The sequence below is a fragment of the Paracholeplasma vituli genome (genome assembly GCF_025446935.1).
GTDB lineage: Bacteria > Bacillota_I > Bacilli_A > Acholeplasmatales > UBA5453 > Paracholeplasma > Paracholeplasma vituli.
On sequence record NZ_JAOEGN010000014.1, the window covers coordinates 1 to 20156 of the forward strand.

Sequence of the window (20156 nt, forward strand, 5' to 3'; positions counted from 1 at the left end):
AGTCTTCCCCTTCCTGGGTATAGGTATTATCCTATAGCACTTTCTGTTTATTTGATTGCTCATTCATTATATACGAAATATTTCTAATTAGCAATATTCGAAAACGATTTCAATGGGTTTATCCCACAATTTCATATAAATATGTCTGGTTTTTAGTTGTCTCGATGTAATCGATGTGTAAAATGTTGCTTATATGGTTTATAATAGATACTAATATTGAAAGGAATTGATATTATGAGTCAATGGGATTTATCCGTATTCTATCCAGACTTCGATGCGTGGCAAAAAGATGTCGATTTATTCGAATCTAGAATAGATGAATTTAGTGCTTTCAAAGGTAAATTGAATACATTTGAAGGATTTAGAGATTACATTCTTTTAGAAGAAGAAATCAGCCATTTGTTGTATAAGGTTTATCCTTATGCTCACTTAGCAGCGGATTTGAACTTAAGAGACAACGTATTAGGGTCTAAGTACCAAAGCGTGTTACTAAAATTATCACGCATGACCCAAGTCACCTCATTCTTCTCACCAGAAGTGATTGCGGCAGGAAAAGATTTGATTTTAAGCTTTGTTGAAAAAGACGAACGCTTAAAGCCGTACCGTTTCGTAATTGAAAAGTTGTTCCATCAACAAGAACACGTTCTATCCGACGACAACGAACGCATCCTAGCGTTCCACTCCCCAATCTTCAGCGTGCCAACTTCGATGTATAACGCTTTAGCAGTTGGTGACCGTACCGATGAAGAAGTCCAATTATCGACGGGCGAAAAGATGAAGATTACCCAATCGAACTACCGTGCGATTTTACCAACATTAAAAAATCCAGCAGACCGTCAATTGGTCTTTGAAGCTGCATTCAAACGCTATAAAGACAATAAGAATGCCTTCGCAAACCTTTATAACTTAGTCCTTCAAAATATGGCAGCTTCTTACAAATCAAGAGGTTACAAATCTGCACTTGAAGGTAGACTATTTGGAAATAACATTCCTGTATCTGTATTTATGAATTTAAAGGATGTAGCTTATGAAAACGTGGGTCCAATCAAGCGTTATATTAAACTTAGACAAAAATACCTAGGTTTAGATAAGTATAGAACTTACGACCGTTTCTTAAAGCTTGCTGAAAGTAATATCAAATACCCTTATGAACAAGCCCGTCAAATGTTCTTTGAGGCATTAGAAGGTTTAGACCCTGAGTTCGTTAAAAATGAACGTAGAGCTTTAGAAGACGGTTATGTTGACGTATCTCCAAAAGATGGCAAACGTACAGGCGCTTACTCGAGCGGTTTCTATGGCTGGCACCCATTCATCTTATTAAACCACGATGAAACACTAGACTCTGTCTTCACGCTCGCGCATGAAGCCGGTCACAGTGCACACACCATTTTCTCCAACGAAGCTCAACCAATGGCGATTGCGGACTATGTCATTTTCGTCGCTGAAATCGCATCTACCTTTAACGAACATTTACTAGGTGATTATCTACTATCTAAAGCGACTACCAAGGAAGAAAAAATCGTCTTACTCGAAAATGAAATCGATGGTATTATGGCAACCTTCTTCCGTCAAACCTTATTCGCTACCTATGAATACGAAGCAAATAAGCTAGTCGAACAAGGTATTCCAATTACCGAAGCGACTTTGTCAAAAATCATGATCGATTTATACAAGCACTATTATGATATCGACATCACTGAAGAAAATGGTAAACAATATGTTTGGGCGTATATCCCACACCTATTCCATACACCGTTCTATGTGTATCAATACGCAACTTCTTACAGTGCTTCCTTGAAGATTTATGAAAATGTCAAGAAGGGCTTACCAAACGCGATGTCTAACTACATCCAGATGTTAAAAGCGGGTGGTTCAGCTTATCCAGTCGATATCGCTAAGATTGCTGGTGCAGACTTAACCGATAAACAAACCTTCTTAGCTGTAATCAACCGTTTCAATGAATTGATTGACCAATTAGAGGATGTATTAAAGAGCTAACCACGAAAAACAGCGATCTAAACTCGCTGTTTTTTATATGAATACTAAAAAAAAATCCGCCTTTTATGACGGACTTTCTTTATTATTTTTGAATGAATTTAGGTTTCATTGGATAAATGCCTGATACAGGGACTGTAAACATAAATCCGATAACTTGCTTTTTAGATTTTTCAACAATCTTTCTGACTTCATTGACGACTTCTTCGACTTTTTCAACTTCTGGAATGACGGTGAAAATGGTCTTCGAACCTTTTTGTTCCGTATCTAAACTGCGTTGGAATGGACCAGACATTAACATACTGAGACCTTCGTTGTTCATGATTGCTGAAGCCATCCCTTGTGAATCGATGATGGTTGCACCACGAACCTTAAGTTCTAAGAATTTGGATAAGATTTGATCTAGATAGGATAAATCATTTAATACGATGAATAAAGCTTGCATATTAGTGTCCTCCTGCGACTTCTAAACCTTCAACGCTGGATAGTTCATCCAAGCGATCCAATCCATTGACTTCGCCAGCTTTTGTAATCGAATATTTGGCGAATACTGGACCAAAGGTTTCATAGACTAAAATCGATAACATGATAATGGTTGAGATGGTTGGATAAAGAGGCTTCATCTGAGCTTGAACGATGACGAGTAAGCCAAGCGAGACGCCACCTTGTGGTAATAACGCAATCCCCAAGTACTTCTTGACGGTCTTTGGAGAATCGACCATATACGCACCGACCAGTATACCCAATATTTTACCACCACCGCGAGCAAAAATATAGACTAAGCTCACCCAGATGATGAGAGAATCTTGTTTTAGTACGGCTAAATCAAGACTTGCCCCAGCGAGGGTGAAGAACATGACATAGAATGGGGTAGCGAAATCGTTGATGGCTGTGAAACTTCTTGATGGTTGTTTCGCGAGGTTTGCAATTGTTGAACCGACCATGATGTTAGCCAGTAATTGTGAGAATCCAATACCATATTGGTGTAATTCGTGGTTCAGTAAGGAGATTGATCCAATCGTGAATAAAACTGCAATCAACGCGATGACTTGCATATCGTCACGGTTCTTATCGAACTTGTTCGCTGCTTTAGATATGATTGTCCCCACTAATAATCCATATAAAACGGACCCAAATACTTCAATAAATGGTTTTGAGAACATCAACCAAGCGGGTTGAACCACGCCTTGTGGGACTAAGATTTGTGCAATGGAAATGAAGAATCCGAATACAACAATCCCGTATATATCATCCAATGCAGTAATTGGTAAGATGGCTTTAGTGACCGGACCGTAAGCACGGTATTGACGAATGACCATGAGTGTGGCTGCTGGCGCGGTTGCGGCAGACATCGAGGCAAGAATTAAAGCGAAAGCAATATTTCTATTTGCAAAAGGTAAGTAACTCGATACGATATCTACAGGTTTTGGTACTAATAGCATTGCAATAAACACAATGAGAACCGCTCCAATTACTTCAGTAGTCGTTAATATGATTACAGATTTACCCATCTTTTTAATCGCTTTGATCGCGAATTCACTCCCAATTGAGAATGCGATAAACGCGAGTGCGATTTCACCGATGAATTCCATACTGTTGTTTTCTTCCATCGTGATGAAACCTGGGTACCCTTTAAAGATTAGACCCATCGTAGGCCCGAGTAATAGCCCAAGTACCAAGTAACCCGATACGTTTGGCATTTTGAATTTGCGCGCAATTATTGCGCCAATGAATCCCACCAATAATACGATGGAAATCTTAAAGATTAAACCGTAAATATCCATAGTTTTTCCTCCTTCTAAAACAAAAAAAACGCATAGTGGTTTATACGCCTAATGACTCCTATGAGGTTAGCTGACGGATTCAGGACATTAAGTATCCTTAGGTTTATTAATAAAACCATTCACCCCTAAAACTCGGTTCCCCCACTCAATTGATTCGGAGATATCAACAATTTGATTATACTATCATTACAATGAATGTCAACTCATAAAAATGATTAAAGCGGTATCATCCGTAAATCGTTTCTACAATAGTTGAATATATTTTGACAATTTACCCTTTTTGTCATAAAATATGCATATACGAAGACGTAGAATAGTAATTTATAGATGCCTTTAAAAGCGAGAAGGAATGGTGTGAGCCTTCAAAGGATATATAAATGAATGGGCCTACTGAGTATGAGCAGGTCTGCTATAAAGACATTTGAGAGCTATGGGTTTCCATAGAACTAAGGTGGTACCGCGACATTGTCGTCCTTAGAGTGATTTCTAAGGACGTTTTTTTATTTAATATAGGAGGTTTCATATGAGATTAGTATCAGGCATTCAACCATCTGGGTTGATCACATTAGGCAATTATTTAGGTGCGATTAAACAATTTATCGCGCTACAAGAAGAATTAAAGGACACCGAATTCTTCATTTTTATCGCTGATTTACACGCGATTACTGTTCCACAAGACAAAACCCAACTAAGAAAGAACATTCGTAGTTTAGCTGCGCTCTATTTAGCGTGTGGTCTAGATCCAAACCGAGTTCATCTGTTCGTTCAATCAGAAGTGGTTGAACACTCGATGTTAGGTTACATCATGGAATCAACCGTTTATGTGCCTGAACTTGAACGTATGACTCAGTATAAGGATAAGAAATTAAAACAAGCTGAAGGAATTCGTTCGAACTTGCTTACCTACCCTGCTTTGATGGCAGCGGACATTCTTCTTTACGACGCAGATATCGTACCGGTTGGGGAAGACCAAAAACAACACCTTGAACTCACGCGTAACCTCGCAGAACGCTTTAATTCACAACATGGTGAAACGTTTATTGTTCCAAAACCATTTACACCAAAAGTGGGCGGTAAGATCATGAGCTTACAAGAACCAACCAAGAAGATGAGTAAATCCGATGAAAATCCAAAATCTATCATCTACATTTTGGATGACATCAACGCGATTAAGAATAAAATCAAATCCGCAGTCACTGATTCGGATACTGCAATCAAGTACGATCTTAAACATAAGCCCGGGATTTCAAATTTACTCACCATCTACTCTTTAATTTCGGATAAAACCATTCCTGAACTTGAAGCGCACTATAAAGACTCTAACTACGCGACCTTTAAATCGGATTTAGCCGAAGCCTTAGCAGGATTCCTAAAACCGATTCAAGAACGCTATCAAGCTTTACTCGCATCTAAAGAACTCGATGATATCTTAGATCAAGGTAGAGACGCAGCGCGCGCAGTCGCCTATAAGAAAATTCAAAAGGTTTACAAACGTATCGGTTTAGGACGCGTTAAATAATCAATTAGGGGAGCCCTTAGGCACCCCTATTTTTTTTTGCTAATTCAATTAATTTAGATAAATACGTATGTGATAGAATCGGATAAGTAAACCCTTTAGCGTTTAGCAAGCCCTGTGTCTGTTTACATTTTATTGGATAGGCAGTCCTAACTTCAATCAAAGAACCCTTTTTGATTGCATAAACCTGTGGATTAAAAATATGGACAATTTGTGCGTTAAATTTCAAACTGGTCCAAATCGCCTTAGATGCGACATCAACCGGTGTGATATCAAAACCCATCGAGAGTGAAAAGTCTGGTTCAATCTTACCTAACGAATGAATGAAAGCATTCTTTTTACGAAGTTCTTGTTTAAATCGTTTTAAAGAAGGGGTTAAATTACCAACACGAACGATTCGAATCCAAGAGCTTGATTCACTTAACAACTCTGCTTCCGCTTTAACTTTACTTTCTAAATATGGATTTAAAAAGCGATGTCTTAGCTTACGTGTGGTTTCTTTAAACGTAAAATCATATAGCCCAATACCGGTTGTAGATATGTGAATCAGTGGAACCCTATTTACTATAGAAAATTTCGATAACTGCCTGACAAACTCAATATTGATGGATTCATAATCGGTATTAGAACTGTTATAAAGTGTATTACCAGCAGCGTTAAGGATTAGGTCGATGGGTTCTTCTTCAATCGACGTTTCAAATGGAATAACCTTCACATGGGATTCATCAAGCATCGTTTCAGTATAATAGAAATAGTCTTCTTTCAATGTTGCAAGTGATACTCTTAAAGGACAAATAATCTCGATTTGAGGCTCATTGAGTAGGGTTTCTAGTAGGTGAATCCCTAAGAACCCATTTCCGCCATACAAACAAACGCGTTTAGGATTACGAATGGGTTCAACCTCACTTAATAGTCTCACTATACTGTAATCAGTGGTGGCTTTCTTTAAAGTCTGAATCATCGCTTCGACTGTCCCATTTAATAATGTATCGACATCTATATAGATTTGATATTGGTCTAAGATGGCTAATGTTTGGACAGCTAGTAAGGAATCCCCGCCTAAATCCATCCAGGTGTTATCAAGGTAAATTTTATCTATATTAAGCAATTGACGAAGCATTTGATCAAACAGTTTTTCAATGGTTTTCTTAGGTTTGAAAATGGTTCTTGTTGACACAAATGCCTTTTGGATTTTACCTTCTGGTGTCATTAAATTGGTATAAATGAGTTGATTAGGATAATGACTCTTAGGTAAATGTTTATAGATATATGCCCAAAGCTCATCTTTTTCAATCGTATTTATTGTTTGATAAGTCGTTACGATTTGATTCTCTTTAGATTCAGAATGAGCACCTAATATCGATGTGTGATTTCGGAGGATTGTATCAATATAATTCAAATCAATTCGATGGTCATTCCGCTTGATTTGACGGTCTTTTCGACCAACATAGTAAACCATTTGGTCTTCTCTTTGATAGCCATAATCACCTGTTTCATAATAAGGAACCCCATCGATGGCTATGGTTGGTACAGACGGACTAAGGATTTTTCCAGATACATAAATTTGTCCAATTTCACCATAGGGCAAGGGTTTGGTATTCATTATTTTAATTTGAATGCCTGGATGAGGCGTGCCAATAGGGATATCATTCGGTGTCTTAATTTGTGTAGAAGTTACAGCAATGGTGGTTTCAGTGGGTCCATAGCTGTTATAGATTTTCATTTTAGGATAACGCAGTAAGTTTGTTAACAAACCTTGAGTCAGACTAGACCCACCGGATACCACCCATTTGAGTCGTTCAAAGATGTTTTGATTTTGATTACAAAGAATATTGAGGATCGAAGGTGTAGTAGTGAGGCCATCAATCGGATGATTCTCAAGGACCCTTCTTCTTTGTTTAGGGTCCATGAATGTTTCATCATTAAGAATAACCAGTTTTAGTTTGTGTTTTAAAGCTACCCATATCTCTTCTAAACTCATATCAAAATGCAGTTTTGAAATCAGTGGAATCGCACTTAAATCATGCGCAGTTTGGATGTAAGGTGCGTAGGTTAAGTGATGTGCTAAACCACTGTTTTTTAAAGCGATTTGTTTTCTTTCGGTAGTCCCTGAAGTAAAGTAGTAAGCTAGGATTTCATTCTCATCTATATCAAGTTTAGTCGTGGGATAATTCATCCAATGTTTTGTATCTAAATCCAGAGGTTCATCTAAATAAATCGCTGTTTCACTGGTTCTAAAAACAAAGGGTTTCGAGGCTTTAATCGCGGATAACATACCTAAGATGGCGTTATAGGATTTATCCCCTTCTAAGATAATGAGTGGAACATCGACATTATACAGATAATGACTCAACTGATTCGATTCGCTTTCAAGTTGTTGATAAGTATACGCAAATTGATCTTGGATTGCGATATCATTTAAATGCGGCTCTAGGTTCGCATAATAAATATCTAGTAGATTAGGGGATGGTTTGTCATCCTCTTTGTTTGGACTATTTGGACTCAAAGACAAATCGTCAATGGTATCGGCCACATCAAGTGCTTGAATGTGTTTCATAAATTGATGGATGAAACTTCCAATCTGATGATCATCATAAGCATTTACCGCATAATCGATATATAGAATAGGTTCTTTTTGATTCGAGATATTGATGACTAAACTTTGATCGATAACTGGGTAAAATAGAGGTTCTATCGGGGTGTTTTCATCCACATTCAATGATTGATTAATAATTGTAACATCGAATAAAGAGGTTGTATGATGGGCTTTTTTTGAAGCATTTAATAAAGGTTCAAATGGTATGAAACGTCTTCGTAATACCGACAGATGTGAGGATTCGATACTACTTAGTAAAGACTCTATGGTGCGATTTCCAGTGATATTGATTTGTATTGGATAAGCTTGTGAGAACATCCCTAGTGCAGTCTTTGTGCTAGAGGTTCTTTGTGAGAATACCACACCATAACGGACAGTTTCTTTTGAATTGAGATATCCGATATATAACGCAATCGCAGCTTCTATCAATAAGGTTAATGGTCGTTTAGTTTTAAAAGGAATCAGGACAGATATACGTTTAGCTTTATAGAGTTCACCCTTAGGCAGAAAAGGTTTGATGAATGTAGGTTCGTTATTTTTTATACTTTCGATGAACCAGTTTAGATTAGATTCATCGTAGCTGTTCTCAATTGATTTTGTTTTAAAAAAATCTACAGCTTGACCTTGTAAAAGTTGGTAGATTTGACGCATTAGATATTGAATCGATACACCATCAAGTAAAATGTGATGGCATACAAAAATGAGTTTATGGTTTCTATTATCATATCCTACCCTATAAAGTAATCCCCCATCTAGAACAAAGGGTGTTTCAAGAAATGCCTCTTTCTCTTCATAACTGACCTTTGATATTTTTAGTGATTGATTGGATATTTTGAAATAGGGAACATTATTTTCAACATATAAACCTTGATTTAAATCTATAATCGTTTGGAGATAATTTGTCAGTTTCAACTCATCATAGGCAACTGTAGACAGATCTAAAACACACCCAATTTGAGTTGGATAGTTTTTATTTTGAATACTCGCGTAATAAACGCTCAATTGTAAATGCGAAAGTGTCTTCACTCAGTTCTCCTTTAAAATTTACTGTATACTAATCATAACAAAAAAATATGTCATTTTTATGACAAAAAAAGATCCCACTCAGGGAATCTTTTAACTTAGCGTTCGATATGCATGGATTGAACAGGACTCACAGCTTCGCCATCTTTTTGAAGATAAGACATCTTGCCGTAGGTGACATCCATGGTTTTACCTTGGATGATTTTGACGTAGCGTTTAAACCATACGTGTTTTCCAAAATAGATCGTTGGGAAAATTAAAAATAAAATAAATCTGGGTACACGGTGGATAATCATGAATTCGAGAAGATCATCACCTCTTACAGAATTTGGTGAGAACTTCATGCCACCACCCATATACACCGAGTTCGCCGCTAAGACAAACCACACCTTTTTGTAAATCTTGGTAACCCCATCAATGGTGATTTCAGCGGTACTTGGTTTATAGGTTAAAAAGGCTTTTAAAGCGTGCTTGAAGTAATTTGATGCAGACTTCTTCTTGGTTGAGGTATTCACTAAATGGCAAACATAGGCATCGATACCAATACCGGTACCATTTAAGAATAAGGACTCTTGACCATTCACAGTCACTTTAGGTAAGTCATTTATATAATCATTGATTTTGATGAGGTGTTCATTTGAAGGGATACTGCGAATAAAGTCATTACCTGTACCTGCCTTCAAAACATAGATTGGCTGTTCGATATCATACCCACGAATGGAGTTAACCAAGTGGTGTAAAGTACCATCTCCACCCAAAACAATGACGCGGTCCTCTTTAGAAACGTCTTGGATGAAATTAGCAACCGTGGGAATTTCTAAAATACTATGAACCGTCGTTTGGTGGCCTTCTGCTTCAAGTTTTTTGACTAAGTCATTCACAATCGCATGGCTTTTTCCGTTTCGTGACAATGGGTTATAAAGAATGATATCCATAGACCCTCCTTATAAGAGTTCAACAAGTGCAAACTTCTTCTTTCCTCTTTTTATAATAACATATTTTTCAAAGTAAGCAGTAGCTTTATGGATTTGGTGTTCAAACTCAGTAATCTTAGCTTCATTGACTAAAACCGCACCACTTTTCACAAATTCTCTGGCTTCACGTTTGGATGAAGCGAGTTTGGTTTCAACCAACGCATCTAAGATGTTGATTTCGCCTTCTACAGTAACGGAATCCAAACCTTTTTTAGCCATCATTAATTCATTTAAAGATAACTTAGAGAATTCACCTGAGAATAACGATTCTGTTACATTTAGAGCGCTCGCTAGTTTTTCTTTACCATGAACAAGTTCGACAATTTCAGCTGCTAAGCGTTTTTGTGCGATACGTTTTTCTGGTTCAGCTTTGGAGACTTCTACAATCGCTTCGATTTCTTCTTTAGATAATAAAGTGAGCATCTTGAAATACGTTAAAACATCATCGTCTGCTGTATTTAAGAAATACTGATAGAGTTCATACGCACTGGTTAACGATTCATCTAGCCACAACGCGCCAGATTCACTCTTACCAAACTTCGTACCATCCGCCTTTAATAATAACGGTGAGGACATCGCAACGGCGTCGTGTTGATCACCTACCGTTTTACGGATAAGTTCTAAACCAGTGGTAATATTCCCCCATTGGTCAGACCCGCCAAATTGGATTTTGCAATCCAATGTTTGATAGAGGTGTAACCAGTCAATCGCTTGTATGAGCATATAAGAAAATTCAGTATATGAGATACCTGTATCCAGTCTTGCTTGAACGGTTTCTTTGGATAACATGTAGTTGATGTTAAAGTTCTTACCATAATCTCTTAGGAAATGAATCATATCAATTTTCGAAATCCAATCGTAGTTATTGACAAAAATCGCATCCTTTTGGAACTGAGACAGTTGAACTTTAATCTTCTCTGCATTTTGTAAGGATTCTTCAAGTGTGAGTAACTTACGTTCGCTGGTTTGTCTTGGGTCTCCAATTAAACCGGTAGCCCCACCGATTAGGACGACTGGTGTGTGTCCATATTTCGCAATCAGCATGATTCTAACGATTTGGACTAAGTGTCCCACAGTTAAACTTTGACCAGTTGGGTCAAAACCACAGTAAAATTTGGTTTTTTGATTGTCTAATAAATCTTTGGCTTTTTCTTCGTTTGAAACGTCTTTAACGAACCCACGCCATTGTAAATCTTCAAATAGTGTCATTGTTGTTTTCTCCTTTGATAAAAAATAAAAAGCCGTCCTTAAAAATCAATCTAAGGACGACTGTAAAATCGTGGTACCACCTTAGTTCTATGGTTGCCCATAGCACTCTTAAAATTGTTTGAATCTCCAAAAGTGTACTTCAGTTTAACCTCTGCTTTGTTTTCACCAAACACAAAGTCTCTAGATTCATAAGGACAAACCTACTAAATTTTCTTCAACGATTCAATTATAATGATTCTCTTCTCACGATGTAGTGAGGTAATACAACTTGAAGTGAATCGAGTTGTTCTTTATTCATGAGTTTAGTCAATAATCTCATGGCTACAGCACCGATATCATACACCGGGATATCAATCGACGTCAAGGTTGGACGAGATAAAAGCGCATACTTTGTATTTTGGAAGCCCGCAACGGATACCATTTCAGGTACATTACGTCCTGTTTCATTCGCAATATTCATAAACGATACTGCAATCGAGTCACGTACACCAATCGCACCATCAATGATCTTATCTGCGAAGAAATTCGCAAAATGTTGACGGTTTACGGAAGTCGTACCGGATGTTCTGAAAATACGTGGCATCAAGTTCGCTTCTTGCATCGCTTTGGTATAACCCAATTCTTTCTTATCGTTGACGGAGTATTTTCTTACGGTAGATAACATGTAGATGTCTTTACGACCAGATTCTAACATAAGTTTGGTAATTTCATACCCTGCTTTTTCATAGTCGATAGAAACACTCGGTACCGATTTGTCTTCATAGACAACATTTGCAAGAACGAATGGAATTTCGTTTTCATCAAATAATTCTTGAACCTTCTTCATACGGTTGATATCAAGTTCATCGTTTAGAATCAAAACACCATCGACTTGTTCAGCGACGATATCGTTGATGAGTTCTAAAATATTCACATCTTCATGAGCTGAGAATAATTTGATGGAGTAACTATATTTCATCGCAATATCGGATATACCACCTAACATTTCAGCAACGGAAGCTCTGGTGATATCCGAAACTAAAACACCCACGGTTGTGGTTTTGCGGCTTGCGAGACCTCTCGCAATGGCATTAGGACGATAACCTAATTCTTTAATGACTTTTAAGACGCGTTCTCTCGTGTCTGGTTTAACTTTTTCTGGATTATTTAAAACTCTAGATACGGTTGCTAATGAGACTCTTGCGGCGAGTGCAACTTCATAAATTGTAACTTTAACGCTCATAATTTCAACTCCTTATAACACAGTTATTATATCATGTCGTGTAAAGGCTTTCAATAGATTTATGAAAATTCTTTCATTCGTTTTCATAATTTTACATATTGCTTTATAAAGCCCTAAAAAAGAAAAAAACCAGCATTCACTGGTTTTAATTCCTTAGATAGATCTCTTTTCTTTGATACGTGCAGCTTTAGTGGATAATGTTCTGATGTAATTGAGCTTAGCTCTTCTTACTTTACCACTTCTAGCAACTTCTAGACGATCGATTGTAGGTGCATTCACTGGGAATGTTCTTTCAACTCCAACGCCATAGGAAATCTTACGAACTGTGAAAGTTTCACTGATACCGCCACCTTGACGTTTGATGACCAATCCTTCAAATAATTGGATACGTTCGCGGTTACCTTCTTTAATTTTTACATACACTTTTACAGTATCACCTGGATAGAAAGTTGGAACTTCCTTCATGTATGCGCTCGTAAGCTCTTTGATCAATTGTTGACCTTTTGCTCTTGCCATAGTACTCACTCCTAATCTTCCAGTGTTCATAAAGGTTTCTCTAGCGGACCACTGTGCTTTACCGGTTTAACGGCATTTCGAATTATATCATAGATATAGACTTTGTGCAAGTCATTTTATGTTTATTTATCTTATTTTTCGTCGACAGCTTTCTTGATTTCTTCGATCATCTTTAAATCACTTTTTGAAAGCTCGGCTTTTTCAAGTAAATCAGGACGCTTCATATACGTTTGTTTTAAAGCTTCATAACGACGCCATTTCGCAATTTCTTGATGATTTCCGGTCCGCAAGACTTCTGGGACTTCAAATCCTTCATAGACTGCTGGTTTGGTGTAGTGTGGGTGTTCGAGTAATCCCATTGAAAAGGAATCATTTTCATGAGACTCTTTTTTAATTACATTGTCTAATAGTCTAACAACAGCGTCTGTGATCATCATCGCTGGCAATTCACCACCCGTTAGGACAAAATCCCCCATCGAGACTTCTTCATCGATGAAGTTATAAACACGCTCATCGATACCTTCGTAGTGTCCAGCTAGAATGATTAAGTGGTCTAGTTTAGCATATCGTTCTGCGGTTTCTTGATTAAAAACTTGTCCCCTTGGACTGGTGATAATCACGGTTGAATTTTCCTGTTTCAAGGCTTTGATTGCGTGATAAAATGGTGGAAATTGCATCAACATTCCAGCGCCACCACCATAAGGTGTATCATCGACTTTACGGTGTTTTAGCACACTATAATCCCTTAAATCAACGATATTAATTTCGACTAGATTGATACCAACCGCTCTTCTAATAATCGACTCATCCAAACACGCTTTGAGCATATCAGGAAAAATCGTAACAATGTCAATTTTCATAGAAGCCCCTCAATTTCTTCAATCGTAATGGTATCTTCTAGAATATCTTTAACGAAGGCACCAACAAACGGAACCAACGATTTCTTCTCATCTTTTTCAATTTGTAATAAATGGCCTTGAGGCACTTCAAGGATATCCGTGACGTATCCAACTTCAACACCGTGCTGATTGATAACCCTTTTACCGATTAAGTCTTGGTAATGAAACTCATCTTTTTTGAGTTTTGGTTTTTCATCCGTGTATAAAACAGCACCCTTTAGATGGAGCACTTGATTGATATTGTCAAACGCATCAAACCCAATGATGAGATGGTCTTTCGCTTCTCTAACGGTTGTAATTTTAAGATCAACACGTTCATCTTTAATCACAGTATAGATTTTTTTATTCTTTTTAAAGCGGTCAAAATCACTGTTTGTCTTGACTTTAACCTCACCTTTAATACCATGTGTATTCAGGATTTTTCCAATTTCATAAGCCATATAATCACCACACTAAATTATACCAAAAGCCTTCTTCAAATTCTATGAAAAGCTTGTATCGCCTTCAATTATATATTTAATTCATGAGTGACCTGCTAAAGATGAAAACGGTTCCAATTTCATTATTAGGCTCTTTATATAGTTAATAGTCGCTAAGCCATTCATTTCACATCCAAATTATGATACTATGTGTTTAATAGTGGGAGGTATGATGGCATGATCAACCACGATAACATTCAATTACTGAAAAAACAATTTGATGTGGATTTCGTTGAAGATATTGCGTTTAATTCAAAGCATGCAGTTTCTTTTGTGATCGACTTGAATGAAAGACCGTATCGCTCCCTACTGGTTACCGGTTCTTTAAGCAACGTTTCCTTACCCGATTGAAAAACATTCTTAATAAATGACCTAATTGAGTATGTGGATGAAAATAACCTACTCGCTGAGGTTGAAGGTAAATACCAGTTTTTAAATAACATCAAAAAGAAATTTGAGAGTTTCATCGATTTTTTGTATTTATACATCCCAGTGAAACGTGACCATAAACCACTTTGGTTATATATGTGTTTTACAAGACATACAGTCAAAGGTCATCGATTTGTATACGCAGAGGTTATTCGTGTTGAAGAGGATACCCCAGTAGAAATCATCCATTATCAAAAGACCTATCAAGATCCTCTGACAAAGCTCTTTACTCGTGAAACCTTAAAGATGCACATGGACCATTTGTACTCAACAGAGAACTGTTTTGTGATGTATTTGGATATTGATAACTTCAAACTAATTAATGATCGTTATGGCCATCAAACTGGGGATAAATTTCTTATTGATATCGCAAACTACTTTATTGGAAAATGGGAATACAACGTCCTTTACTACCGCTTAGGTGGAGATGAGTTCTTTGTATATTGTTACGACCATACGGAGTCTCAAATCATTGAACGAGCTAAGCAATTGATTCACGATATTGAGCATTTAAACGAGATTGCTGAAAGCATCGGTGTCAGTGTATCCATTGGGATTGTTCAAATCACCAATGAAAACAAAGGGTATCATAATCTTTTGAATTTAGGGGACAGCACCATGTATGTCTCAAAAGCCAAAGGTAAAGGGCATTACACCATATATCAGCCAGATCAAAATAAGTAAAACACTCCAACGAGTGTTTTTTTGATGTCTTAAGACAAAAAAAAGAGAGTAGATCTCTTTCTTAGAATGCGTCAATGTCAATTTTAACGTGCTTGCCTTCTTTAGAAGCACCAGCATAAACAATTGTACGAATGGCTGAGGCTATTTTACCGCCCTTGCCAATGACACGGCCGAGGTCTTCTTGATTGACCAGAACCTGGATTGTAAGGTCACTCCCATCATCCGCAAGTGTTTTAACAAGTACATCCTCAGGGTGAAGCACCAATGGCGTAACGATACTTTTAATCAGTCCATCATAATTGATTGCCATGTTCCTCGATCCCCCTCGATGTTATTTTTCTAAAACGGAATACTTTTTGAATAAGTTCTTAACGGTTTCGGTTGGTTTAGCCCCGTTGTTAATCCATTTTGCTGCTTTTTCTTTGTCGATGTCAACAATCGCAGGGTTCTTAACTGGGTTATATGTACCAATGATTTCTAGGAAACGTCCATCTCTTGGTGATGTTGCATCAGTAGCAACTACGCGATAGAATGGGCTCTTATTAGATCCAAAACGTTGTAATCTGATTTTTACCATATTATTTTCACTCCTTTTATCTTTCCATTACTATTATACGGAATAAAAAAGTAATGTCAAGCATTTTTCCTTTACACTTCGAATTTTACGTCTTGTGCTTGGAGTAAGGAAGGTTCATACTTCGATACGCCCTTCATTTTTTCTAAAGCTTGGCGTACTTCTTTTTCTTTATTCTTGTCCATATAGATGGTACAGTATTTGGCCTTTTGTGAGACATAAAACACTTTAACATCCAATGCTTCAATCTTACTAATCACTTCTTTGTTTTTAAAATACACGATATAAGATATCCGATTAACCAACATGGCAACTACTTTTCTCCTTAAATAAGCCGATTTCATTCGGCACTTTCACATGGGATGATACGATTTGTCCGAGGTCTCTCGATAAATCATCGAGAATACCCTGAATTGCACGTTCAGCTGCTAGATATTTTTTTACAGCTTCCGTTTCATAAAGGGCTCTCTTCGCAACCCCTAATTCTAAAATAGTCTGTTTAAAATCTGGATGATAGGTCCCACCTAAGTTTTGAACTTCATTAAACTTAGTCATGGCTTTCACATAGGCTTCTGTTTCTTTTTTAAGTTCTGTTTGCATGTAAGTCCCATAGTAAACTAAGTCCTTAAATGCGTCTGTCGATTTAATTTCATCAGCAACTTCATACGCTTTTAACAAAATGGCCATACGGTCCATAACATCACCCATTAATACTATACGTTTTTTTGGTTTTTTTGTCAAAACAAGCACGAATAAATGTAAATATGTTATAATTAACACGAGGTGTTTGATTATGATTTTAATGAAAGATATCATTCGTGAAGGCCATCCTACTTTAACTAGAGTCGCGGATAAAGTCGCTATGCCTATCAGTGAAGAAGATAAACAAATCGCTTTCTCATTATTCCAATATGTGATCAATTCACAGGACGATGAGCTCGCTCAAAAATACAAACTACGTCCAGGTGTTGGGATTGCTGCACCACAAATCAATGTGTCTAAACGCATGTTCGCGATGCATGTCCATGATGTTGATGGTAAACTCTATTCCATGATTGTGGTGAACCCGAAAATTACCCAAAGATCAGAGGAAATTGTGTTTCTTAATGGTGGAGAAGGTTGTCTATCTGTAGATCGTCCGACTGAGGGAATAACCCCACGTCACTTAAGCATCAAGTTTGAGGCTTTTGTATACGATGTAGAATCCAATTCATTTAAGCTTAAAAGGGGTTCACTAAGTGGTTATCCAGCCACAGTGTTCCAACATGAATACGACCATTTAGATGGTATTATGTTTACCTCAAAGTTATATGTTGAAATTCCAAATGCAAGACCTTTATTTGAAGAATTTGAAGAAGACTTAATCGCTGAATAACGAGAAAATCTCGTTATTTTTTTTACAAAAAAAACGCTCTAATGAGCGCTTATTCGATAATTTTCTTAATGACCGCTAGATAGACTTTGTGCATGTCGAACAACGAAAGTTCGTCTGTATCTTTGATATGGAGTTTTTGATCCATTCGTTGATAGTGAAGTCTTTCTTTTTTATTTTTAGAGAAAATCCAAAGGACCTTCTTTTGTTGATAGATTTCTTTACGATGTTCAATATACGTATTCAAGTTATTATCCATCACATAAATCCCTTTATATTTATCACGATGGGCTTTCTTTAAAATGTCGACGATGCTTGAAGCACCAAGACCTAATAAATAAGGTTCATGTTGTTTATCAACATCATAAATAGATAAAATTTGAATATTATTTTTAAGAATGCGATAGCTTGTCGTCACGCTCGCACCTTGTTTATAAATGAGTGGTGCATCGAATACAAATTTGATGTTTTTGATTTCATTGATAATGTACGCAATTTGACCAACAGCGTGTTCCGGACTGACTTTGAAGACGAGTTCGAAATGCTTCTTTTTGGTTTCATCTAATAAAGACTTCACATGCGTGATGAGATCATCGTGTTGTAAATCAAATGAGGTCATAGACGGTAGATTTAACACCAAATACTTTGTCCCTAATGCTTCTGCATTTGAAAACAACGTCGAAAGTTCGTTTTTATTGATGGTCACCAAGGGATAGTGATAAAGCGCATCAATTAAAAGAATCGACATCTTCTCTTTCTTCAATCGAACTGGTAATTCTTTAACGAGGTTGGTATCCACTGTTAGAAGGGTTTGGTCATTGAAATAGCGCAGAGACAACCCTTTAATATCGAGTTGTTTCGCCATATCAATTTGGGCTTCAATGGATTTAAATTGTTGATCAAAATAACCGGTTAAACTCATAATTACACCTGCCATTCATACATGATGATGGACCCTGCCATCGCAACATTTAATGATTCAATGTCTTTGGTTTTAATAAAGACACAATAATCGGATAAATCAAGTATTTCTTTACTGACACCAGCACCTTCATTACCAAGTACTAAAACAGCTTTTTCTGGTACTTGAATACTTTTAATGTCGATTGCTTTTTGATGAAGTGCGGTTGCAAAAATAGTATAGCCATCTTTCTTCAAGGATTCGATTTCAGATTTTAAATCGGTCCGAATCAAATTCGCGTAAAAGAGATTGCCTTGAGTAGCTCGAATGGTTTTATCATTATAGAAATCTGCTGAGTTATTTGAAGCAATGATGGTTGTAAATCCAAAACCGACAGCACTTCGGATCAGTGTCCCTAAATTGCCTGGGTCTTGAACATCATCTAGCATTAAAATTCGGTTAGTATAGGGTGAGGCTTCTTTTTTCTTAACAATCGCTAAATCCATCATCGGGGTTTCGGTTAAAGATACCAATTTCATTAACGATTCGGTAATTTGAGTCCCTGGATGATCTGGATTGGTTGTATAAATATCGAGTTCAAAACCTTGTTTAATCGCTTCTTGAATAACATGCTCGCCATAAATCATAAACGACTGTGTCAAATCGCGATGTTTCTTAGTTTGAAGTTTTTGAATGAATTTGATTTGCTCATTGTCTTTCGATGTGATCATGCATAGCCTCCCAGGCTTCGGTCACGGTAAAACCAAACTCTTCTAAACGAATGTTGGTTTCTGGCGTAATTACGAACGTCTTTGTTTGACTGACGATTTCATCTATTATTTTATCATAATCTACCATGAACTTCTCGTTGATCAATGCTTTTTTAATGTTTGGTTTCGTTGAAGATCCTGTTGGGGTATAAATCGTACAACAATCTTCAAATGGTTGAATCGAAATATCATACGTGTCAATCTGTTTAGAGATCTTAATGATATCTTGCTTATCGTAGGTAATTAAAGGCCTTAAAACAGGTATGGTTGTCACTGCTTCAATGGTGTGCATGGAATCTAAAGTTTGTGAAGCTACTTGACCCACAGACTCTCCTGTAATTATCGCGAGAGCATGGTTCTTTTGAGCAACTTTCTCAGCGACTCTAAAGAACATTCTTCGCATCACGGTAATCACATAACTAGGCGAAATTCGAGCGATGATCTCTTGATGAAGTTTAAAGAAAGGGACCATATGAATTCGAAGTTCTTGACGGTAAGCGTAAACAGACATCTTCTTGGCTAAGTCAATGACTTTTTGAGCCGATTCGATTGAGGTCATTGGAGTCGATTCAAAGTGAATCCCCTCTACTTCAACACCTTGTTTCATGGCCAAAAATCCAGCTACTGGTGAGTCAATTCCACCCGATAACAAGAGTAATCCTCTACCCGCAACACCGACCGGGAATCCACCCAATCCTTTTTTAGAGTCTAAGTATAATAGGGCTTCATTTTCATGAATTTCAACATGCAGGGTAACCTCAGGATTTTTTACATCGACTGTAACCAAATCATGGATTTCTTTTAGAATACTTTTTGAGAGGATTTGTGTAATTTCTTGTGAGGTTTCTTTTAATGATTTATCCACACGTTTGGTTTCAATCTTAAACCTTTTATGCGTTAATACTTCTGCTCGAATCAGTTTGATTGCATTCTCAACGACAGCCTCGTAGCCGGGTAGAGAACTCATGAAAAAGCTGAATGAACCTATCCCAGTAACGCGCATTAATGCTTGTTCGATATCCTCTAACTTCGTATCATTAATGACCAAGAATAAACGGTCATGACGTTTCTCGAGATTCACATTTAAGTGTTTGGTATTTTGTTTTAATAACGCGATTGCGCGTTCTCTAAAGATTTTTTGGTTTTTCCCTTTGAGCATCAAATCCCCAAAGCGGATTAAGACTTTGTCATACATAGACATATTATCACCAAG

Annotated in this window: 21 protein-coding genes, 1 riboswitch and 2 other annotated features; of the genes, 5 read left to right on the plus strand and 16 right to left on the minus strand. The window is 37.1% G+C overall.

The window, feature by feature from the left end; genetic code table 11:
- The first annotated feature begins 234 nt into the window (after positions 1-234).
- On the plus strand, positions 235-1998 hold the full coding sequence (pepF, locus tag N7603_RS07160; RefSeq protein ID WP_262096739.1) for an oligoendopeptidase F: 1764 nt from the start codon (positions 235-237) through the stop codon (positions 1996-1998).
- Positions 1999-2080: 82 nt separating this feature from the next.
- Here the strand turns inward: pepF and N7603_RS07165 are convergent, their stop codons facing one another.
- Positions 2081-2440, minus strand: a complete 360-nt coding sequence (locus N7603_RS07165) for a hypothetical protein (protein WP_262096740.1) — start codon at positions 2438-2440, stop codon at positions 2081-2083.
- Position 2441: 1 nt separating this feature from the next.
- Positions 2442-3779, minus strand: a complete 1338-nt coding sequence (locus tag N7603_RS07170) for a cation:proton antiporter (protein WP_262096741.1) — start codon at positions 3777-3779, stop codon at positions 2442-2444.
- A 40-nt stretch (positions 3780-3819) separates the two neighbouring features.
- Positions 3820-3949: riboswitch (cyclic di-AMP (ydaO/yuaA leader) on the minus strand.
- Between the two features lie 124 nt (positions 3950-4073).
- Positions 4074-4258, plus strand: a binding site (T-box leader).
- A gap of 44 nt (positions 4259-4302) precedes the next feature.
- Here N7603_RS07170 and trpS point away from each other — a divergent pair.
- Positions 4303-5298 (plus strand): tryptophan--tRNA ligase, encoded by a 996-nt coding sequence (gene trpS, locus N7603_RS07175; protein ID WP_262096742.1) that lies wholly within the window; start codon positions 4303-4305, stop codon positions 5296-5298.
- Between the two features lie 16 nt (positions 5299-5314).
- On the opposite strand, the gene N7603_RS07180 is transcribed toward trpS, so the two are convergent.
- The 7 genes from N7603_RS07180 to rimM all read right to left on the minus strand — a co-directional run bounded on the left by N7603_RS07180 (position 5315) and on the right by rimM (position 14174).
- Positions 5315-8917, minus strand: a complete 3603-nt coding sequence (locus tag N7603_RS07180) for an AMP-binding protein (RefSeq protein ID WP_262096743.1) — start codon at positions 8915-8917, stop codon at positions 5315-5317.
- A gap of 95 nt (positions 8918-9012) precedes the next feature.
- Positions 9013-9849, minus strand: a complete 837-nt coding sequence (locus tag N7603_RS07185) for a diacylglycerol/lipid kinase family protein (RefSeq protein WP_262096744.1) — start codon at positions 9847-9849, stop codon at positions 9013-9015.
- A gap of 9 nt (positions 9850-9858) precedes the next feature.
- The gene (tyrS, locus tag N7603_RS07190) at positions 9859-11097 is read right to left on the minus strand and encodes a tyrosine--tRNA ligase (RefSeq protein WP_262096745.1); all 1239 of its coding nucleotides are present in this window, start codon (positions 11095-11097) and stop codon (positions 9859-9861) included.
- 49 nt (positions 11098-11146) lie between these two features.
- Positions 11147-11324 (minus strand) — a binding site (T-box leader).
- The gene (locus N7603_RS07195) at positions 11324-12319 is read right to left on the minus strand and encodes a LacI family DNA-binding transcriptional regulator (RefSeq protein WP_262096746.1); all 996 of its coding nucleotides are present in this window, start codon (positions 12317-12319) and stop codon (positions 11324-11326) included. (Overlaps the previous feature by 1 nt.)
- A 153-nt stretch (positions 12320-12472) precedes the next feature.
- Entirely contained in the window at positions 12473-12835 is a 363-nt protein-coding gene (rplS, locus tag N7603_RS07200) for a 50S ribosomal protein L19 (protein WP_262096747.1), read from the minus strand.
- Between the two features lie 131 nt (positions 12836-12966).
- On the minus strand, positions 12967-13695 hold the full coding sequence (trmD, locus tag N7603_RS07205) for a tRNA (guanosine(37)-N1)-methyltransferase TrmD (RefSeq protein ID WP_262096748.1): 729 nt from the start codon (positions 13693-13695) through the stop codon (positions 12967-12969).
- Positions 13692-14174, minus strand: a complete 483-nt coding sequence (gene rimM / locus N7603_RS07210) for a ribosome maturation factor RimM (protein WP_262096749.1) — start codon at positions 14172-14174, stop codon at positions 13692-13694. Before rimM ends, trmD begins: the two co-directional genes overlap by 4 nt.
- Before the next feature lie 216 nt (positions 14175-14390).
- Between rimM and N7603_RS07215 the strand changes: the two genes are divergently transcribed.
- Together N7603_RS07215 and N7603_RS07220 are read left to right on the plus strand one after the other, a co-directional pair.
- The gene (locus N7603_RS07215) at positions 14391-14564 is read left to right on the plus strand and encodes a hypothetical protein (RefSeq protein WP_262096750.1); all 174 of its coding nucleotides are present in this window, start codon (positions 14391-14393) and stop codon (positions 14562-14564) included.
- 33 nt (positions 14565-14597) lie between these two features.
- Complete coding sequence (locus tag N7603_RS07220; RefSeq protein WP_262096751.1) at positions 14598-15326, plus strand: GGDEF domain-containing protein; 729 nt, start codon at positions 14598-14600, stop codon at positions 15324-15326.
- Positions 15327-15387: 61 nt separating this feature from the next.
- Here the strand turns inward: N7603_RS07220 and N7603_RS07225 are convergent, their stop codons facing one another.
- From N7603_RS07225 to N7603_RS07240, 4 genes are all read right to left on the minus strand, one after another.
- Positions 15388-15636: a KH domain-containing protein gene (locus tag N7603_RS07225; protein WP_262096752.1), complete on the minus strand. Its 249-nt coding sequence runs from the start codon at positions 15634-15636 to the stop codon at positions 15388-15390.
- Positions 15637-15657: 21 nt separating this feature from the next.
- Positions 15658-15903 carry a 30S ribosomal protein S16 gene (gene rpsP, locus N7603_RS07230; protein ID WP_262096753.1) on the minus strand — a complete coding sequence of 82 codons (246 nt, stop codon included), beginning with the start codon at positions 15901-15903 and terminating at the stop codon, positions 15658-15660.
- A gap of 71 nt (positions 15904-15974) precedes the next feature.
- Positions 15975-16208 (minus strand): DUF2129 domain-containing protein, encoded by a 234-nt coding sequence (locus N7603_RS07235; RefSeq protein ID WP_262096754.1) that lies wholly within the window; start codon positions 16206-16208, stop codon positions 15975-15977.
- On the minus strand, positions 16198-16596 hold the full coding sequence (locus N7603_RS07240; RefSeq protein ID WP_262096755.1) for a YlbF family regulator: 399 nt from the start codon (positions 16594-16596) through the stop codon (positions 16198-16200). Before N7603_RS07240 ends, N7603_RS07235 begins: the two co-directional genes overlap by 11 nt.
- A 97-nt stretch (positions 16597-16693) precedes the next feature.
- On the opposite strand from N7603_RS07240, the gene def reads away from it, so the two are divergent.
- Positions 16694-17275 (plus strand): peptide deformylase, encoded by a 582-nt coding sequence (gene def, locus N7603_RS07245; RefSeq protein ID WP_262096756.1) that lies wholly within the window; start codon positions 16694-16696, stop codon positions 17273-17275.
- 49 nt (positions 17276-17324) lie between these two features.
- Here the strand turns inward: def and N7603_RS07250 are convergent, their stop codons facing one another.
- From N7603_RS07250 to thiI, 3 genes are read right to left on the minus strand one after another with little or no spacing between them, the layout of a single operon-like run.
- Positions 17325-18194: a hypothetical protein gene (locus tag N7603_RS07250; RefSeq protein WP_262096757.1), complete on the minus strand. Its 870-nt coding sequence runs from the start codon at positions 18192-18194 to the stop codon at positions 17325-17327.
- A 2-nt stretch (positions 18195-18196) separates the two neighbouring features.
- Positions 18197-18904 (minus strand): TrmH family RNA methyltransferase, encoded by a 708-nt coding sequence (locus N7603_RS07255; RefSeq protein WP_262096758.1) that lies wholly within the window; start codon positions 18902-18904, stop codon positions 18197-18199.
- Positions 18882-20144: a tRNA uracil 4-sulfurtransferase ThiI gene (thiI, locus tag N7603_RS07260; protein WP_262096759.1), complete on the minus strand. Its 1263-nt coding sequence runs from the start codon at positions 20142-20144 to the stop codon at positions 18882-18884. Before thiI ends, N7603_RS07255 begins: the two co-directional genes overlap by 23 nt.
- Positions 20145-20156 lie beyond the last annotated feature (12 nt).

Bases quoted from the DNA above. Each gene is read 5' to 3' on its own strand.
- rimM (WP_262096749.1), bottom strand. From the start codon at position 14,174: ATGGCTTATGAAATTGGAAAAATCCTGAATACACATGGTATTAAAGGT.
- rpsP (WP_262096753.1), bottom strand. From the start codon at position 15,903: ATGGTAAAAATCAGATTACAACGTTTTGGATCTAATAAGAGCCCATTC.
- N7603_RS07240 (WP_262096755.1), bottom strand. From the start codon at position 16,596: ATGGACCGTATGGCCATTTTGTTAAAAGCGTATGAAGTTGCTGATGAA.
- N7603_RS07250 (WP_262096757.1), bottom strand. From the start codon at position 18,194: ATGAGTTTAACCGGTTATTTTGATCAACAATTTAAATCCATTGAAGCC.
- pepF (WP_262096739.1), top strand. From the start codon at position 235: ATGAGTCAATGGGATTTATCCGTATTCTATCCAGACTTCGATGCGTGG.
- N7603_RS07185 (WP_262096744.1), bottom strand. From the start codon at position 9,849: ATGGATATCATTCTTTATAACCCATTGTCACGAAACGGAAAAAGCCAT.
- rplS (WP_262096747.1), bottom strand. From the start codon at position 12,835: ATGGCAAGAGCAAAAGGTCAACAATTGATCAAAGAGCTTACGAGCGCA.
- tyrS (WP_262096745.1), bottom strand. From the start codon at position 11,097: ATGACACTATTTGAAGATTTACAATGGCGTGGGTTCGTTAAAGACGTT.
- N7603_RS07235 (WP_262096754.1), bottom strand. From the start codon at position 16,208: ATGTTGGTTAATCGGATATCTTATATCGTGTATTTTAAAAACAAAGAA.
- N7603_RS07195 (WP_262096746.1), bottom strand. From the start codon at position 12,319: ATGAGCGTTAAAGTTACAATTTATGAAGTTGCACTCGCCGCAAGAGTC.
- N7603_RS07215 (WP_262096750.1), top strand. From the start codon at position 14,391: ATGATCAACCACGATAACATTCAATTACTGAAAAAACAATTTGATGTG.
- thiI (WP_262096759.1), bottom strand. From the start codon at position 20,144: ATGTCTATGTATGACAAAGTCTTAATCCGCTTTGGGGATTTGATGCTC.
- trmD (WP_262096748.1), bottom strand. From the start codon at position 13,695: ATGAAAATTGACATTGTTACGATTTTTCCTGATATGCTCAAAGCGTGT.
- N7603_RS07165 (WP_262096740.1), bottom strand. From the start codon at position 2,440: ATGCAAGCTTTATTCATCGTATTAAATGATTTATCCTATCTAGATCAA.
- N7603_RS07170 (WP_262096741.1), bottom strand. From the start codon at position 3,779: ATGGATATTTACGGTTTAATCTTTAAGATTTCCATCGTATTATTGGTG.
- def (WP_262096756.1), top strand. From the start codon at position 16,694: ATGATTTTAATGAAAGATATCATTCGTGAAGGCCATCCTACTTTAACT.
- N7603_RS07255 (WP_262096758.1), bottom strand. From the start codon at position 18,904: ATGATCACATCGAAAGACAATGAGCAAATCAAATTCATTCAAAAACTT.
- N7603_RS07225 (WP_262096752.1), bottom strand. From the start codon at position 15,636: ATGGCAATCAATTATGATGGACTGATTAAAAGTATCGTTACGCCATTG.
- trpS (WP_262096742.1), top strand. From the start codon at position 4,303: ATGAGATTAGTATCAGGCATTCAACCATCTGGGTTGATCACATTAGGC.